We start from the raw sequence: 16,090 nt of genomic DNA on the forward strand, positions 1-16,090 counted from the left end.
ATTGTAAGTCATATCAGCTGTTTTTTTATTTTTGATACACCTATCTTCGTTCTAGACATATGATGAGGTAGAAAAGGGGGTGGGAAATATGCCGGCAATTGTTGGGCCTATTCATATTGATCGTGTAGCGGGGAACGGATCGGCACAATTCGGTGATGTTTTTGCAATCTCTCCAAAAAGTGTGGATCGCTCTGCCGGTGGTTCAGGCACATATAATGCAGGAGACTTTGCACAATTTTTCAGCACTCCGAACGTCACATTTGTTTGGGATGCAAGCCTCATCAGCCAGCAAAAGAGCTTTCTTGCGTAGACAGCTTTGAAAGGGATTCCTTTTTAAGAAGCTGTCTTTTTTTATGGTACAATGGATATGGAAGTGCGAAGAAAAAGAGGTGTAAAAAACGTCAAATGAAAATAAGAAAAGCACACGTAATCGGCGAACATCCGAAAACCTACAATGTATATTTACATGAAAATAAAAAAGAATATAAAACGCTTGTAGCAGTACCTGATATTGAATGGAGTATTTCCATTGCGTATGAGACTGAAAAGCAGCAGCTTGAACGATCACTTGAACAATCCTTAATTGAAAGAGTCGAGACAGACGAAGCCCGTGAGCTGGCACAAAAAATTGTGCACTGGGTCACAGAAATGTAAATTTCATAAACCAGGAGTGAAAGCATCAATGAAAGAAGAATCCGTAGATGTTTATTTGCAGCATGGGATTTTTGGACATGCTGAAACAAAGCCCGATGAACGAAGAATGTTTCTCGGTTCATTAAGGGAACGAGCGCTTCTCGCTCTGACAAAGGGGCAGGTTTCTAGGAATCAGCCTTATCAAGAGGTAGAGGAATTATTGCGTTCCAATCGACAAGCCACTGTTCTTTTCAATGGTGAACTGTCTTATGCTACTTATTCTCAATATGTTAAAATGGCGAATGCCACTGGATGTTCCTTTAAAGTGGTCAACCATCACGAAGCGCACTCTCCTTTTGGACTCGTCATTGACATGCCACATGCGATAAACAAAGAACAGATTTATATAGAAGATGAGCTGTTTCAGAAAGCTTTTTCTCGTGAATCTGTTGAATAGGTTTTACTTGTGAAATGAATAAGCTATAATTGTTCAAAAGAACTTATTGGAGAGATGCGAATGGGCAAAGCATTGATTTGTATTGATTATACAGTTGATTTTGTTGCTGACGACGGGAAACTGACATGCGGAAAGCCAGGACAAGCCATTGAGTCAAAGATTACAGATATCACATCTTCTTTTATTGATGAAGGACACTTTGTCGTATTTGCGGTCGATCATCATGAAAAACAGGATCCTTATCATCCAGAGTCTAAGTTGTTTCCGCCCCATAATATTCGCGGAACAGAAGGAATTGAGCTTTATGGCAAGCTAAGTTCACTATTTCACACGACTAAACATTTGAAACATGTCTACTATATGGAAAAAACAAGGTACTCTGCTTTTGCCGGCACTGAATTAGATATCAAACTGCGCGAGCGCGGCATCACAGAGCTTCATTTAGCCGGAGTGTGTACCGATATTTGTGTACTTCATACAGCTATTGATGCGTACAATAAAGGCTTTAATCTTGTGATTCATCAGAATGCCGTGGCCAGTTTTAATGAAGCAGGGCACGAGTGGGCACTTTCTCACTTTAAGCATACGCTTGGCGCGAAAGTGATTGAGTAAGGGAAGGAGAATTGGAAGTTGGAGCATCGATTTGACGACGACAGTTTATCACTACATACAGATCTTTATCAAATTAATATGGCAGAAACGTATTGGAGAGATGGCATTCATGAGAAGAAATCAGTCTTTGAACTCTTCTTTAGAAAGCTTCCATTTGACAATGGTTTTGCTGTATTTGCTGGCTTAGAGAAAGCAATTGAGTATTTATCGGACTTCTCCTTTACAGAAAGTGATCTTGCTTATTTACAAGATGAACTTGGTTATAAAAGCGATTTCATTGAATATTTAAGCGGATTGTCCTTTACAGGTACACTTCATTCAATGCGAGAAGGAGAAATTGTTTTTGCCAATGAACCGATAATGCGTATTGAGGCGACACTTGTTGAAGCGCAGTTAATCGAAACGGCATTGCTCAATATCGTGAATTTCCAGACACTGATCGCTACAAAGGCGGCACGTATCAAGGGAATTATTGAAGATGAAACAGCATTAGAATTCGGTACAAGACGCGCACATGAAATGGATGCAGCGATGTGGGGAGCGAGAGCTGCACTGATCGGTGGCTTCCAAGCAACGAGTAATGTTCGTGCGGGAAAACGCTTCAATATTCCAGTGGCAGGTACACATGCACACGCGCTTGTACAAGCGTATCGAGACGAATATATAGCGTTTAAGAAGTATGCTGAAACTCATAAAGACTGTGTCTTTTTAGTGGATACATATGATACCGTGAGATCAGGCATCCCGAATGCGATTAAAGTAGCGAAAGAATTCGGAGACAAGATCAACTTCATCGGTATCAGACTGGATAGCGGCGATCTTGCATACTTATCTAAAAAAGCTCGGTCGATGCTTGATGAAGCAGGCTTCCATGAGGCGAAGATTATTGCATCAAGTGATCTTGATGAGCATACCATTATGAATTTAAAAGCACAAGGCGCTAAAATTGATGTATGGGGTGTTGGCACAAAACTGATCACGGCATTCGATCAACCGGCACTAGGTGCAGTCTATAAACTTGTCTCAATTGAAGAAAACGGCATAATGAATGATACAATTAAAATCTCGTCGAACCCGGAGAAAGTGACGACACCAGGACGTAAGCGTGTGTATCGCATTATCAATCAGTTGAATCACCACTCTGAGGGAGACTACATTGCCCTTGAAGAGGAAGATGTTCAAAGTGAAGATAAACTGAAAATGTTCCATCCTGTGCATACCTTTATCAGCAAATTTGTGACAAATTTTGTGGCAAAGGATCTTCACGTCCCAATCTTCGAACAAGGAAAACTTGTGTATGATAATCCGGATATTCAAACGATTCAGGCATATGTACAGGAAAGCCTTGGACTCTTCTGGGAGGAGTATAAACGAATCAGCAAACCAGAAGAATATCCAGTGGATCTCAGTCAGAAATGTTGGGATAATAAAATGCAATTTATCCATGATGTCAAAAATAAAATAAAAAAAGAGCTGTATGAAAGCTAAGTTTGTAAATGAAGAAGATCATCAAGCCTGATGGTCTCTTTTTATCGTTTTAGTCTGGTTAAAATGAACCATAGACGGAATCATTTGGTATACTAAAAACACATCTTGTTTTTCTTTGTATAAAGGAGGATTGGAGCAGTTGAGGGTGTTTGTTGCAAGACAGCCTATTTTTAACAGAAAAGAACAAGTCGTATCATATGAGCTGCTTTATAGAGATAGTGAAATCAATACATATAGCGCTGAAGATGGTGATCAAGCGACAACGGACCTCATTATTAACAGTTTTTTAAACATTGGCATTGAAACACTGACTGAAGGAAAACGATGCTACATTAATTTCACCGAAAGCTTGCTTTCATCTGATCTGCTTACCTACTTTGATCCACATCAGCTTGTAATTGAGATATTAGAAAATGTACCGATTACCCCGGCACTTATAAAGAGATGCAAGCAATTAAAAAAATGGGGATATACGATTGCACTCGATGATTTCTTTCTCAACGGCACTCATTTTTGTGACAAGTTGCTTAACGACCTCCTCTATTGTATTGATATTTTAAAAATTGATTTTCTTAAAACAACATTAGAAGAACGAAGAGAAATCCTTAGTACATATAAAAAGTATCGACTTCGATTTCTCGCAGAAAAGGTTGAAACACGAAAAGAATATGAAGAAGCACTTGAAGCTGGTTTCCACCTGTTTCAGGGGTATTTCTTTAGTGAGCCTCATGTGATTTCGGGGCGGGCATTATCGACTAGCTTTCATGCGTATCATCAGCTTCTGAACGAGCTGAGCAAGGAGCAGCCCAATATACAGACAGTGACACATTTGATAGAAAGTGATCTTTCACTATCATATCAATTATTAAAAATGCTGAATTCAGGCGGCATGAGAAGGCTTTATCAAATTAAGAGTATCAGACAGGCGATTATTTTGCTTGGTTTTAATGAGATCCGGCGCTGGATCTTTATCCTTTCATTTAAAGAGCTCAATGTACAAGCCAACTCAAGTCAAAAAGAAATTATCAAAATGTCATTCATTCGCGCTAAAACGTGTGAATTAATTGCCGATCGTACGGGAAGAGAGCATCCCGCATCTTATATGCTGACAGGCATGTTCTCACTGATTGATACGCTAGTGAGGGCAGACATTACGGAGCTTGTCAAAGAGCTTCCACTCTCTGATGAGGTTGGACAGGCTTTGTTAGGCTATGATAATGACTATTCCATTGTCCTGCAAGTTGCCAAGCTGATTGAACGAAATGAGTGGGATAATGACATTTTTGATGGAGATATTCCTAAGCAAGAAGCTTATGCCTGTTATATAGAAGCCATTGAATGGTGCTATAAAATGTTTGAATCATAAGAAAAGCCGTTCTGGACCGGCTTTTCTTTATGATCCCCACCGCAGTAGCAGAAAAAGTCTGCTTGAAGACAGGGATAAATATATACGTATGCCTTCGGGACTAAAGCGAATATCAATATTGCTTTTTACACCGATTTGTTTCAGCATTCGTATGACACTTGTCGTATCAGATTGTTCAGCAGCCTGCATGATCCGCTGTGCAAACGAAAGAGAGCTTGCAATCTGGCGTGTAATCAATGTTGCGTCCTCGACGAGCCGAGTGGATTCCTTTGCAGCTCTTTGAAAGGAGTGGGCATCAGCTAGAGGAAAGGTCATAGGTGCGCGCGGGTATGCGCTTATTGCGGGAACATGCAAAGCAGGATAAGGAACATAGTAAAGCAATTGGACACCTCTTCTCTCATTGAAGTGAAATTGGACGGATATCTGTTTTAAATGTATGTAGAAAATCAGAATAAAGAATCAAAAAGATTTTTCTATCTTTCTATGTTCAGCCTAAAAATAGGTATTTTTGCGGTCAATTTCGGTGGTTGTCACCAAAAAATTGCGGTGTCCACAGCAATACCTGTCGTCTGACCTATTTCATGGAAAACTTCTGAAATAAAAGGGATCGTACGTTCTGTTACGAGAGAATCGTGACGAATGATGCCTTTTTGTGTCGCGATTTTGACAAAATTCCTTTAAAATTGAGATAAAAGTATGATTAGAAAAGTCAGAAAATAATGAAAAAAGACCTATTGAATTTTGCGGTATCACGCATACTTTTTGTGTATAGTTTTCGGTGAAAAAATACTCAATAGCATATAAACTGTTAGTAACAGATCAAATACTTATGACCCAATCACCATACACAAATACATTGATCTTCCAAAAAAGGAGAGTGGAATCGATGGAAAAGTATGAAATCGAAGAACTTAAACAACTATTATGGAAACTTGAAAACGAAATCAGAGAAACAACGGCTTCTCTTCATAACATTAACAAAAGCATTGATCAATACGACAAATATGAATATGTGAAAATTTCTTAAAGACTTGATGACCATCAAGTCTTTTTTTTATCCAAATACATACAAAAAAAGGATATATTATTATATAATTGTTAAATAGTGATGTCAGTGGACATTTGCTTCTATCTTTTTAGTAAAATAAGAGGCGAGAGGGTGAGGAAACAGACCGAATATGCTAAACTATCTAGAGAACACAAAAATCAAGCAGAATATGTCTGATTTTATTCAACATGCAGTCAGGCATCATGATTTACAAAAGCTGCTTCTAGAATTTACTGATATAAAGAATGAATTTCCTTTTGCTCAATTGGCTTATCAACATTATGAGGCATTTGGCGGACAAGATAAGCAAGCGATTACAAAACTTGCAGCAGGAATTGAACTTCTCATTTTATCAGCCGATATATTAGATGATATTGAAGATCAGGACAATGATTCGTATCCTTGGATGAAGCGTAAGAGCGGAATTGCGATTAATGCGGCGAATGTTCTTTTTACATTGAGTTTTGAGGTCTTTTCAAAGCTTGACCATGCAACAGAGCTGTTAAACAGTGTATATTCCTATTCCATTCAGTCAATGCAAGGGCAGCATATGGATATGACACTGGAGCCGGAGAATGAGCAGGATTGTTTAAATATCATGAAGTTAAAGGCAGGATCACTGTTTGTATTACCCTGTGTACTGGGGGTTATTTTGGCGACAGGTTCTTTTGAGAAGAAAGTAGAAGAGTATGCTTATTATCTAGGAATGGCAGAACAGCTTGAAAATGACTATTTAGGTCTTTTTAATAAAGATAATACTGATTTTAAAAGAATGCAAACATTGCCGCTATTATATTTGAAGAGTGAGTTTAACCAATCAAGTTCAGACTTGCTTCGTTATTTTAAATCAACTGAGAAAACCCTTTGCTCTGAAGATTTAAAAGACAAATTAAAGGAATCAGGCGTTCAGCAATACGTATTTATTATGAGAAACCTCCTCATAAACAAGTTTAAACAATCAATCAAAAAGCTATGTATAGAGGCTTCTAAAAGAGAAAAGCTAATACTCTTTTTAATTGGAGATGGAGAAGATGAACATTCAAAAATTGGTTAGTTATCTAGTGGAGAATCCCTCGGCATTAAAGCAAGTTGCTAATGGAAATGCATCGTTACTTCACGTTGATCAAGTGACTGCAAGCATTATTGTTGATGGATTCCAGAAAGAAGACGTTATTAAAGCAATCATATGGGCAACTGCTTGAGTAGATAAATATTATGAGAAAGTTTTACTCTAAGTTAACAGTTATATTAGTTATCCTTAGCTTCATCTATGTGATTTACATCTCTTATATCAACGTATTTAATATTTTTGTTGGAGCAGCTGTTAAGGAAAATAGTCAGGGTCAACTTGAGGTAGTGGATGTCGATAATTTTACAGATAGCTATCTAGCTGGAGTTAGGAAAGGCGATATCATACTTGAAGTGAATGGGAATAAAAAACCAGTTGAAGAAGTTAAAAGAGGTTTTTTAGCTAATGTTAAAAGTTTAGTCGTTGATAGACATGGTGATAAAATTGATTTAGAGAATGTAAGGTTATTGAGTCAAGCGAATCTGTTTATTTATCTAATACCAGTCATTCTTTATTCCATCTGTCTATTTTGTATATTTATGATTTTAAAAATGAATAAAGCAAACCCAAAAGAGTCAGCTTATATTTTAGCTTTATTTCTTTTGGCGGTGTCTATAGGTTATGTAAGTTCTGGTGGTTCTGGAAAAGGAGAGGCTATCAGTCGTATTCTTGTAATCGTTACAATGAATAGTGTACCTCCACTATATATGCACTTTATGTATCAATATTTAAAAGAATTAGGAACAGAAATTATTCGTCGTCGAGTTCTTTTTTATTTGTATCTAGTTCCAGTTACTAACGTTTTATTAGTTTTATTCTATAAAAATAAAGCAGGACCAGTAAATCTATTAGCATATGTCAATTTACTTTCATTTTTTGTTCTGGCTTTCCTTTCGATTATTATCACTATAAGGGCTGCTAAAAAATTGAAAGACAATGAAGTCAGCAATGTACTTCGAGCATTTGCACTCATTTTAATCTCAGCATTCAGTCCATTCATGCTATTTTTTATCATTCCTTATTTTTTTGGTATATATTTTATTTCACCTTATGTTGTTGCATCGTTTGTTCTTTTAATTCCTTTTTTCTTAGTCTATCAATTTATGTCAAATAAGCTGTATAATGTTGATTTCTTTATGGGGAGGATTAAATACTACGGTTTTTTAGCGATTACACCAACAATACTAGTGGTTGTTATTTTTGATTTTATTCAAAAGCCAAATGCAAATTTCTATACAGTGAAATTTACGATTATCACGTACATTCTTATGCTCACCGTCTTCTACTTTAAAGAAATTATCGATTTCCGTTTTCGATTGAAGCGTTTTTCAGAGAAGCATAATTATCAGGATAGTGTATTTAAATTTACACAGCTTATTCGTGAGGCGTCATCACTTCATCAAGTATTGTATCATTTAAAATACACCATCTTAGAAGTACTTGTTGTGAACAAAGCCTTTGTGCTTGAAGTGAAGGCAGATGGACAAATTGTTGAAATTGATGAATCAATAGAAGAAAGCCAGCTATGGAAAGATTATGTGGATCAATTTCAAGATATTTTGGGTGAAGTTGGTAAAATCATCGGGTTGGATAAAGGATTCATGATGAAAATTGGAGAACGGGGCGGTCACTCGTTTGTGATTTGCTGTTTATCAAATTTAAAGACACCGAAGCTGACACGTGATGAAATTTCTTGGCTGAAAACATTGGCATTTTACACAAGTGTCAGTTTAGAAAATGTTGTGAAGATCGAGGAATTGATGGAGCATCTTGAAGACTTGAAACAGCGTGAAGCAAACCCTGCTTGGCTAAAAAAGATCATGTTTGCGATGGAAGAAAAGCAGCGTTCAGATTTAGCCAGGGACCTTCATGATTCGGTTCTTCAGGATTTAATTTCATTGAAAAGACAGTCAGAAATGTTTTTAACAAATTTTCAAAACGATCAATGCCCGAATTCTATTGAAAATTCGCTCATCTCATGGAATGAACAAATGTCTAAGGTGATTCAAACGACAAGAGAAACGTGTCATGAACTTCGACCGCAGCTGCTTTATGATTTAGGTTTAGTGAAGGCGATATCGAAGCTGACTTCGCAAATTCAAGAGGAAGCACCGTTTCATATTAGGCTGAATACAACACGCTTTGATAATGAAATGGACATTGACATTGATTCACAACTGAATATTTACCGGATCGTTCAGGAGCTATTATCCAATGCGTTGAAGCATTCTAAAGCCAATCAAGTCTTAATTATGCTCATTTGTATTAAAGATCAGGTCGTCCTTCATTATGAGGATGACGGAGTTGGTTTTGATTCAAGTCAGCTTGATCAGCATACAATGAGCATGGGGCTCTCTGGAATAAGGGAGAGAGTGAAGGCGTTAAATGGGAAGCTTCACATTCAGACAGCTCCAGATAAAGGTCTCAAGGTGAAAATTGAAATGGAATTGTAACGATTTATTAAGGATTAAGACTTGGCAGATGCCAAGTCTTTTATATAAAATGGGAGTGAGTGATTAAAAGGGAGGAAGACATGAAGAAGATATTGGTCATTGATGATCATCCGGCTGTCATGGAAGGGACAAAAAGCATATTAGAATCAGATCAGCACCTATCAGTCGATTGTTTAAGTCCTGATGCAGAAGCCGCCTTTTTAAAAACGCATGATTTTTCCATCTATGATGTGATTTTGATGGATTTAAACCTCGGGGATATCAATGGAATGGACATTGCGAAACAAATTCTTGAAACAAATGAGCAAGTGAAAATTATCATTTATACAGGCTATGAAGTGGATGATTATTTTGAAGAGGCCATTCGAGCTGGATTGCACGGTGCAATTAGTAAAACAGAGACAAAAGACAAGATTATTGAATACATACATCGTACATTGCAAGGAGAAGTTGTCATTCAGCTATCCTATTTAAGAAAATTAATTTCACAGCAACAAGAAAAACCAGAACAGGGGCAGCAGACAGATCATGATCTGTTAACAGAGCGGGAATGTTTGATTCTTCGTGAAGTGGAAAAAGGCTACACCAACCAAGAAATTGCCGATGTACTTCATTTGAGCAAACGCTCGATTGAATACAGTTTGACATCCATCTTTAATAAGCTGAATGTTGGATCACGAACAGAAGCTGTGTTAATTGCAAAATCTGAAAATGTGCTGTAAACGTGTGAAGGGAGAGGGCAACCATGGATGTGAGTGTGTCAAATACACTGCTTGAGGCGCTTGGCATTGAGATTGTTGAATGCAATCAATCACGTTGCATTGCGACAATGCCAGTCGATCACCGAACAAAACAGCCATTTGGATTACTGCACGGAGGCGCATCTGCTGCTCTAGCAGAAACGGTTGCGAGCATGGGAGCTGCTGCTCATTTAGATTTAACTCAAAAGGTCTGCTCTGGCATTGAAATCAATGCCAATCATTTAAAGTCTGTACGTGATGGAGTGGTGACAGCGACAGCTGTTCCTGTTCATGTAGGGCAGCGTACCATGGTATTTCAAATCGATATAAAAGATGATCGAGATCGGCACATTTGTACATCAAGATGCACACTTGCTGTCATTGATCGTATATAAAAAAGCTCCCGGTGCAGCGGAAGCTTTTTTTTATAAATAAGAATCTTCTTTTCGCTTAATCACGAAGTTACGAAAACCGTCATAGTCATCTTGGACACTTCGTTTATCCAGTTTAACCCCTGTATTGTAAGCGGCTCTTCCGATTAAGTGAGCACCGACTGGGGCTGTCAGAAAGATAAAGGCAATCCCTAATAAGATTTTTGCAGAGATGATACCTGCAAGAAACCATTCGTGAAAAAACACACCAATTAAAATCAGTACAACGCCAAGTGTTGATGCTTTGGATGCCGCATGCATCCGTGTATAGACGTCTGGTAATCGAAGCACACCAATGGCTGAGATCAGACAAAGTATTGCACCGAGCAGGATAAAGAAGATGACAATCGCTTTAGCGATGACGATCATTTTCAATCACTTCCCCTTTCTCAAGGAATTTCGAAAAAGCGACAGTGCCAATAAATGCGAGGATACCGAGCAGTAAAATAATTTCAAAGAACGTTGTTGTTCTGAGCAATACAGAAACAATGGCTGTCATCCCGATTAAATTGATTCCTATCGCATCAAGTGCACTCACGCGGTCAGGGATAGAAGGTCCTTTGATGACCCGTATGACAAAAAGCAAGGTAGACAACGCTAAGATGCCAAGTGAAATTTGCAAAAAAACCCCCATTATTTACCGCTCACCTCCTTGATGGCCTTTTCGAATGATACACGGATATCATGAATGGCCTTTTCAGCATCTTCAATATCCATTGCATGAATGTATAAAATGGATCGATCATCAGATATATCAATGACCAGTGTACCTGGTGTCAGTGTAATTAAATTGGCGAGCACAGTGATTTCCCAATCATTTTTCAAGTCCGTACGAAAGGCGAAAATGCCTGGCTTGATTTGAAGCTTCGGAGATAATATTGTTTTTAGTACACTTAAATTGGCAAGTAGTAGCTCTCGAATGAAAATCACAACGAGCTTGAAAATGGCATAAAGTGCATAGCCATAAAAACGTTGGGGGAAGAATCGCCGCAACATAAAAATGGCGACCATCCCTAGTATAAAGCCTGAAACAAATCCTGCGGCTGTGTAGGTATCATTCATTAACATCCATGTAAAGGCAAGGAGAGCATTGAGTAAAATTTGAAAGGCCATGTCATCTACTCCTTCAGCACAGCTTGAATATATTTTTCTGGTGTTAAAAGCATTTCAGCAGCTTGATTGATATAAGGTGCAATGAATTCTGTGCCTAACCCAATCGCAAGTGATAAGGCAACAAGAAGCACTCCGGGATACACCATTCCTTTTATAGATGGCTTTCTTCTGACAGGCAGCTCCTGTTCCTCACCCCAAAAAGCGAGCATGAAAATTCTCATCACAGAATAAAGGACAAGAAGACTGGAAAGTAAGACCAGAATGGCAAAGGTCATGTGTCCGGCTGTAAATCCGCCTTCGACAATTTTTAGTTTGCCAACAAACCCACTAAGTGGCGGGATACCTGCTAATGATAAGGCTGAAAGAAAGAACATCCATCCAAGGAGAGGTTTTGTTTGCATCAGCCCGCCCATTTTCTTTAGATTGTTTGTACCAGCACACACAAACAATGCACCTGCCAGCATAAATAAAGCACCTTTCATTACCATATCGTGAATGAGATAATAAATCGTCCCTTGAATCGATGCTGGTGTATTGGCAGCAATACCAAATAGAATGACTCCAACGGCTGTGACAATGTTATAGATCACAATTTTTTGTACATCAGAGTAGGCAACCGAACCAATCACACCGAAAATGACAGTAAGTGCGGCCAGCCAAGCCATCAGTGCATGTGTGAATTCGGTATCATGAATAAAGATCAAGGTAAATACTCTTGCAATGGCGTATAATCCCACCTTTGTCAGCAGCGCGCCAAATAAAGCCGAAATAGCTGCTGGCGGCGCATGATATGAACCAGGCAACCAGAAATAAAGCGGGAAAATACCAGCTTTTAAGCCGAAAACAATGAGGAACAGAACTGAAATGACCGTGATCAGACCTGTTTGCCCTGACTCTGTTATTTTCATACTTAAATCGGCCATATTTAGTGTTCCAGTGACTGCATATAAACAAGCAACACCGACAATAAATAACGCAGATGAAATGATGTTAAACACGATATATTTCAGTGACTCTCGAAGCTGAGGCTTTGAGCCGCCTAATACAATGAGCATGTAAGATGCCATCAGCAGTAACTCAAAGAAAACAAATAGGTTGAAAATATCTCCTGTTAAAAAGGCACCGCTGACGCCAGCCAATAAGAATTGAACGCCTGAATAATAGAACAGTCGCTCTCTTTCTTTCCCAATCGTTTGGAAAGAAAAGAGAACAGTCACAAATCCAATAACAGAAGCGGTCAAAACGAGTAGCGCAGCAAACTGGTCGGCCACAAGGGCGATGCCAAAGGGTGCTTTCCACCCGCCTAAAAAAAGTGTTTGTATTCCATTTGTGAAAATTGTCTGAACCAAGTATAGATTACAAATCATCGCTGAAAGAGATGCAATAACACTAAAACCTCTCGACAGCATGATATTTTGATTCATAAAGATTAATAGTGTAGCCGATAGTAACGGGATCAAAATAGGTAAGATCACGAGATTATTCATGCTGATCATTTCCTCTCATTTGATCCATGTCATCTGTTCGCAGTTCTTGGAAGGCCCGAAAGGCCAACACGAGTAAAAAAGATGTCACACCAAAAGCAATGACAATTGCAGTTAAGATTAATGCTTGTGGTAATGGATCTACATAGGATGTGAGCCCCTCTTTTAAAATAGGCGGTGCTCCTTTCTTTAAGCCGCCCATGGTTAATAAAAGCAAATGGACGCCGTGACTCAAAACGGCCGTACCGACGATGACCCGTAGAAGGCTTTTTGAGAGCATTAAATAGGTCGCCGCCATAAAGATAATTCCGACGATAATAGACATTAGAAATTCCATTATTCCTTCTCCCCAATCGTTTGAATAATGGTCATGGTGACACCGACAACAACCAGATATACACCGATATCAAACAGTACGGCTGTAGCCAGTTCTGTTTTCCCTAAAAGCGGCAATTGAAAATAATCAAATGTATGGGATAGAAAAGGTGCACCGAATAGGAAAGATCCCATTCCAGTTAAGATCGCAACGAGCAGTCCTGTGCCTGCTACATAAATAAAGTTAAACGGAAGGATGCGTCTTACTGTTTTCAGGTCATAGGCTAAGAGCAGCAGAACGACAGCGCCAGCACTCATCAGTCCACCGATAAAACCTCCGCCAGGATTGTTATGCCCTGCAAGAAACAGGTGGAGCGAGAAAAGCAAGATGATGAATGCTGTGATTTTTGTTGTGACCTGTAAGAGCATATCATTCGTATCAATTTTTCTCATCGCTGCACTCCTCTCTTCCGTTTTCCTTGAGCTTTTAATAACCCATAAATACCGAGTGCCGCAATGGCGAGCACGGTAATTTCAAAGAGTGTATCAAAGCCCCTGAAATCTACAAGAATGACATTGACAATATTGTTTCCGCCTGCGAGCTTGTAGCTGTTCTCAATAAAATAAGTTGAGATTGTGTCAAGTGACTGCTGGCTTGTGGAAGCGAAAGCGAGACAGGTGACAACAACTCCAACGCCTAATGAAATGATCAAATTGGTCACTTTGAACCTTCTCGTTTTTTGCTTCAAGCTCAGCTTTGGCAAATGATAGAAGCAAAGTAGAAACAGCGCAACAGAAATCGTCTCAATAATTAGTTGCGTCAGCGCAAGGTCAGGTGCTCTGAAAATCACGAAGAATAATGACAGCGTGTATCCCATGACACCAAGTGCGATAATGGCTGTTAACCGAGAACGGGCGAACACAGTTGTGATGGTCGCTGCCACCATAACGAATGAAAGAATGGCTTCGTAAGTGCCAATTGGTGCAGCTTGCCTAGTGTTAAATGAGAAGGCTTGCTGATAGACCATGACACTGCCAAGCACGATGATCATGAAACCAAACACATAGACAAGGTAGTCACGAAGAAAGCCTGTCATATAGCTGTTTGTCAGGCGATATGAGCCTTTTTCTAAGCCTGTCAGCGAACGATCATATATAGAATTAAATGACCATTTTGCTTTAAATACGTTGTACATTGGACGCCATTTTGACAATGTCAAATAGCTGATCGTGCCGAGCACAACCACACCGATTGTCATATAAAGCTCTGGCTGAAATCCATGCCACGCCTCAATTTTGACGACAAAACGACTTCCTGGTTCAATTGCATCAGGAATAATCGCTGAAATAGCAGGTTCAATCACAGAATAGGCAAGAATATTTGGGAAAAAGAAAAAGGTGACCACAAGTGTAGCCAGAATGATTGGTGGAATGAGCATACCAATCGGTGCTTCATGCGGTTTTTTCTCTAATTGATCCAAACGGAGGTTGCCTCTAAATGTTCTAAAGACGAGCATCATACTGTAAATGAACGTAAACACACTAGCGAGCCAAGCGACTGCTGGGAAAATAGCACCCCATGTTGAAACGTCAGTAAAGCTGATGTCAGAGATCCGTATCATACTTGTGAAAAATAGCTCTTTACTTAAGAAGCCATTAAATGGTGGAAGTCCAGCCATTGAGAATGCACCGATTAAAGTGATCGTAAATGTAATGGGCATGATGGTCATTAATCCGCCCAGCTTTCGAATGTCACGAGTACCCGTTTCGTGATCAATGATGCCGGCTACCATAAAGAGACTGCCTTTAAATGTGGCATGGTTGATTAAATGAAAAATGGCCGCAAGAATGGCTGCGCCAAAGAAGGCGGTATGATTTTCATGAATCGCAGCTGCGCCTACGCCAAGCATCAGCATCATCATGCCAAGCTGACTAACGGTAGAAAAGGCCAAGATGGCTTTCAAATCGTTTTGCCGGACAGCGTGAAATGATCCCCAGAACGATGTGACAAGCCCAACAATGGAAATGGTCCAAAACCAAACCTCTGAAATCGCAAAGATAGGGCTAAAGCGGGCGACTAAATAAATGCCAGCCTTGACCATTGTGGCAGAGTGCAGATAACTACTGACAGGAGTTGGCGCTTCCATTGCATCAGGCAACCAAATATAAAAAGGAAATTGCGCTGATTTTGTAAACGCACCTAGTAAGATCAGGAGCATGGCAGGGATAAAGTAAGGTGATGCCTTAATAAGCTGGAGCTGATTGACTGCTTCACGAATACTGAATGAATCCGTAATGAGGTAGATGAGGATGAAGCCACCAAGCATAGATAATCCACCGAAAACGGTAATCAGCAGTGATTTTGTTGCTCCATATCGAGAGCGTTCACGCTTATACCAATACCCAATTAAGAGGAAGGAAGAGATACTCGTTAGCTCCCAAAACAAGTAAAGAACCACCATGTTGTCAGAGAGAACGACACCTAACATTGCGGTCATAAACATGAACAAATACGTATAGAAAGAGCCAAGCTGTTCCTTTTCCTTTGATAAGTAGAAAATACTGTACAACACCACGAGTGCGCCGATACCTGTAATTAATAAAGCAAATAACAGGCTCAGACCATCTACATACACAGTGAAATTCATCCCTAGAGAAGGAATCCATTCAGCCTGTGAAAACAATGTTCGTCCATTTGACGTCATAGTGAGCATTTGGATGAAATAGCTAAATAAAAGAATAGGCAAGATGAGAACAAACCATCCCGTATGTATACGTCTAACATATTTGAAAAGGAAAGGTACAACAAAGGCAAGCATAAAAGGTGATAGAATGGCGAAGTGAATAAGCTGCAAGAAAATGAACCTCCTCTGATCAATAT

Annotated in this window: 20 protein-coding genes; 12 read left to right on the forward strand and 8 right to left on the reverse strand. The window is 39.3% G+C overall.

Annotation, left to right across the window (positions count from 1 at the left end; genetic code table 11):
* The first annotated feature begins 88 nt into the window (after positions 1-88).
* From ACIQCE_RS08525 to ACIQCE_RS08550, 6 genes are all read left to right on the forward strand, one after another.
* Positions 89-310, forward strand: coding sequence for a spore germination protein (locus tag ACIQCE_RS08525; RefSeq protein ID WP_400494403.1), 222 nt, complete (start codon positions 89-91; stop codon positions 308-310).
* A 95-nt stretch (positions 311-405) separates the two neighbouring features.
* Positions 406-654: a YueH family protein gene (locus ACIQCE_RS08530; RefSeq protein ID WP_400494404.1), complete on the forward strand. Its 249-nt coding sequence runs from the start codon at positions 406-408 to the stop codon at positions 652-654.
* Positions 655-682: 28 nt separating this feature from the next.
* The gene (locus tag ACIQCE_RS08535) at positions 683-1,090 is read left to right on the forward strand and encodes a YueI family protein (RefSeq protein ID WP_400494405.1); all 408 of its coding nucleotides are present in this window, start codon (positions 683-685) and stop codon (positions 1,088-1,090) included.
* A gap of 60 nt (positions 1,091-1,150) precedes the next feature.
* The gene (locus tag ACIQCE_RS08540) at positions 1,151-1,702 is read left to right on the forward strand and encodes a cysteine hydrolase family protein (protein WP_353854683.1); all 552 of its coding nucleotides are present in this window, start codon (positions 1,151-1,153) and stop codon (positions 1,700-1,702) included.
* Positions 1,703-1,720: 18 nt separating this feature from the next.
* Positions 1,721-3,190, forward strand: a complete 1,470-nt coding sequence (locus ACIQCE_RS08545; RefSeq protein ID WP_400494406.1) for a nicotinate phosphoribosyltransferase — start codon at positions 1,721-1,723, stop codon at positions 3,188-3,190.
* Between the two features lie 139 nt (positions 3,191-3,329).
* Entirely contained in the window at positions 3,330-4,556 is a 1,227-nt protein-coding gene (locus ACIQCE_RS08550; protein WP_400494407.1) for an EAL and HDOD domain-containing protein, read from the forward strand.
* 27 nt (positions 4,557-4,583) lie between these two features.
* Here the strand turns inward: ACIQCE_RS08550 and ACIQCE_RS08555 are convergent, their stop codons facing one another.
* The gene (locus ACIQCE_RS08555; RefSeq protein WP_400494408.1) at positions 4,584-4,937 is read right to left on the reverse strand and encodes a YuzC family spore coat inner layer protein; all 354 of its coding nucleotides are present in this window, start codon (positions 4,935-4,937) and stop codon (positions 4,584-4,586) included.
* A 505-nt stretch (positions 4,938-5,442) separates the two neighbouring features.
* Between ACIQCE_RS08555 and degQ the strand changes: the two genes are divergently transcribed.
* The 6 genes from degQ (at position 5,443) to ACIQCE_RS08585 (ending at position 10,261) form a co-directional block, all read left to right on the forward strand.
* The gene (gene degQ / locus ACIQCE_RS08560) at positions 5,443-5,583 is read left to right on the forward strand and encodes a degradation enzyme regulation protein DegQ (RefSeq protein ID WP_003213123.1); all 141 of its coding nucleotides are present in this window, start codon (positions 5,443-5,445) and stop codon (positions 5,581-5,583) included.
* Positions 5,584-5,734: 151 nt separating this feature from the next.
* Positions 5,735-6,658 (forward strand): polyprenyl synthetase family protein, encoded by a 924-nt coding sequence (locus ACIQCE_RS08565; protein ID WP_400494410.1) that lies wholly within the window; start codon positions 5,735-5,737, stop codon positions 6,656-6,658.
* Positions 6,636-6,806, forward strand: a complete 171-nt coding sequence (comX, locus tag ACIQCE_RS08570; protein ID WP_400494411.1) for a competence pheromone ComX — start codon at positions 6,636-6,638, stop codon at positions 6,804-6,806. Before ACIQCE_RS08565 ends, comX begins: the two co-directional genes overlap by 23 nt.
* Before the next feature lie 13 nt (positions 6,807-6,819).
* Positions 6,820-9,126, forward strand: coding sequence for a sensor histidine kinase (locus ACIQCE_RS08575; RefSeq protein WP_400494413.1), 2,307 nt, complete (start codon positions 6,820-6,822; stop codon positions 9,124-9,126).
* Between the two features lie 80 nt (positions 9,127-9,206).
* A complete protein-coding gene (gene comA / locus ACIQCE_RS08580) occupies positions 9,207-9,848 on the forward strand; it encodes a two-component system response regulator ComA (protein WP_400494414.1) in 642 nt (213 codons plus the stop codon).
* 23 nt (positions 9,849-9,871) lie between these two features.
* Complete coding sequence (locus ACIQCE_RS08585) at positions 9,872-10,261, forward strand: hotdog fold thioesterase (protein WP_353854689.1); 390 nt, start codon at positions 9,872-9,874, stop codon at positions 10,259-10,261.
* Between the two features lie 30 nt (positions 10,262-10,291).
* On the opposite strand, the gene mnhG is transcribed toward ACIQCE_RS08585, so the two are convergent.
* The 7 genes from mnhG to ACIQCE_RS08620 are packed head-to-tail and all read right to left on the reverse strand — an operon-like array spanning position 10,292 to position 16,064.
* Entirely contained in the window at positions 10,292-10,666 is a 375-nt protein-coding gene (mnhG, locus tag ACIQCE_RS08590) for a monovalent cation/H(+) antiporter subunit G (RefSeq protein WP_400494498.1), read from the reverse strand.
* Positions 10,650-10,931 carry a Na(+)/H(+) antiporter subunit F1 gene (locus tag ACIQCE_RS08595; protein ID WP_400494415.1) on the reverse strand — a complete coding sequence of 94 codons (282 nt, stop codon included), beginning with the start codon at positions 10,929-10,931 and terminating at the stop codon, positions 10,650-10,652. The genes mnhG and ACIQCE_RS08595 overlap by 17 nt, the downstream gene beginning before the upstream one ends.
* A complete protein-coding gene (locus tag ACIQCE_RS08600) occupies positions 10,931-11,410 on the reverse strand; it encodes a Na+/H+ antiporter subunit E (protein WP_353854691.1) in 480 nt (159 codons plus the stop codon). Before ACIQCE_RS08600 ends, ACIQCE_RS08595 begins: the two co-directional genes overlap by 1 nt.
* Before the next feature lie 5 nt (positions 11,411-11,415).
* Entirely contained in the window at positions 11,416-12,897 is a 1,482-nt protein-coding gene (locus tag ACIQCE_RS08605) for a Na+/H+ antiporter subunit D (protein WP_400494416.1), read from the reverse strand.
* Positions 12,890-13,231 (reverse strand): Na(+)/H(+) antiporter subunit C, encoded by a 342-nt coding sequence (locus ACIQCE_RS08610; RefSeq protein WP_353854693.1) that lies wholly within the window; start codon positions 13,229-13,231, stop codon positions 12,890-12,892. Before ACIQCE_RS08610 ends, ACIQCE_RS08605 begins: the two co-directional genes overlap by 8 nt.
* Entirely contained in the window at positions 13,231-13,662 is a 432-nt protein-coding gene (locus tag ACIQCE_RS08615; RefSeq protein ID WP_353854694.1) for a Na(+)/H(+) antiporter subunit B, read from the reverse strand. The genes ACIQCE_RS08610 and ACIQCE_RS08615 overlap by 1 nt, the downstream gene beginning before the upstream one ends.
* Positions 13,659-16,064: a Na+/H+ antiporter subunit A gene (locus ACIQCE_RS08620; protein ID WP_400494417.1), complete on the reverse strand. Its 2,406-nt coding sequence runs from the start codon at positions 16,062-16,064 to the stop codon at positions 13,659-13,661. Before ACIQCE_RS08620 ends, ACIQCE_RS08615 begins: the two co-directional genes overlap by 4 nt.
* Positions 16,065-16,090: the final 26 nt, after the last annotated feature.

It is taken from the genome of Bacillus sp. NPDC093026, from assembly GCF_044754665.1.
GTDB classification, from domain to species: Bacteria; Bacillota; Bacilli; order Bacillales; family Bacillaceae; genus Bacillus; species Bacillus maqinnsis.

Coding starts and splice junctions, on each gene's coding strand:
- ACIQCE_RS08530 (WP_400494404.1), top strand. CDS start 406: ATGAAAATAAGAAAAGCACACGTAATCGGCGAACATCCGAAAACCTAC.
- degQ (WP_003213123.1), top strand. CDS start 5,443: ATGGAAAAGTATGAAATCGAAGAACTTAAACAACTATTATGGAAACTT.
- ACIQCE_RS08610 (WP_353854693.1), bottom strand. CDS start 13,231: ATGGAATTTCTAATGTCTATTATCGTCGGAATTATCTTTATGGCGGCG.
- mnhG (WP_400494498.1), bottom strand. CDS start 10,666: ATGATCGTCATCGCTAAAGCGATTGTCATCTTCTTTATCCTGCTCGGT.
- comX (WP_400494411.1), top strand. CDS start 6,636: ATGAACATTCAAAAATTGGTTAGTTATCTAGTGGAGAATCCCTCGGCA.
- comA (WP_400494414.1), top strand. CDS start 9,207: ATGAAGAAGATATTGGTCATTGATGATCATCCGGCTGTCATGGAAGGG.
- ACIQCE_RS08540 (WP_353854683.1), top strand. CDS start 1,151: ATGGGCAAAGCATTGATTTGTATTGATTATACAGTTGATTTTGTTGCT.
- ACIQCE_RS08605 (WP_400494416.1), bottom strand. CDS start 12,897: ATGAATAATCTCGTGATCTTACCTATTTTGATCCCGTTACTATCGGCT.
- ACIQCE_RS08615 (WP_353854694.1), bottom strand. CDS start 13,662: ATGAGAAAAATTGATACGAATGATATGCTCTTACAGGTCACAACAAAA.
- ACIQCE_RS08595 (WP_400494415.1), bottom strand. CDS start 10,931: ATGGGGGTTTTTTTGCAAATTTCACTTGGCATCTTAGCGTTGTCTACC.
- ACIQCE_RS08600 (WP_353854691.1), bottom strand. CDS start 11,410: ATGGCCTTTCAAATTTTACTCAATGCTCTCCTTGCCTTTACATGGATG.
- ACIQCE_RS08585 (WP_353854689.1), top strand. CDS start 9,872: ATGGATGTGAGTGTGTCAAATACACTGCTTGAGGCGCTTGGCATTGAG.
- ACIQCE_RS08565 (WP_400494410.1), top strand. CDS start 5,735: ATGCTAAACTATCTAGAGAACACAAAAATCAAGCAGAATATGTCTGAT.
- ACIQCE_RS08575 (WP_400494413.1), top strand. CDS start 6,820: ATGAGAAAGTTTTACTCTAAGTTAACAGTTATATTAGTTATCCTTAGC.
- ACIQCE_RS08525 (WP_400494403.1), top strand. CDS start 89: ATGCCGGCAATTGTTGGGCCTATTCATATTGATCGTGTAGCGGGGAAC.
- ACIQCE_RS08535 (WP_400494405.1), top strand. CDS start 683: ATGAAAGAAGAATCCGTAGATGTTTATTTGCAGCATGGGATTTTTGGA.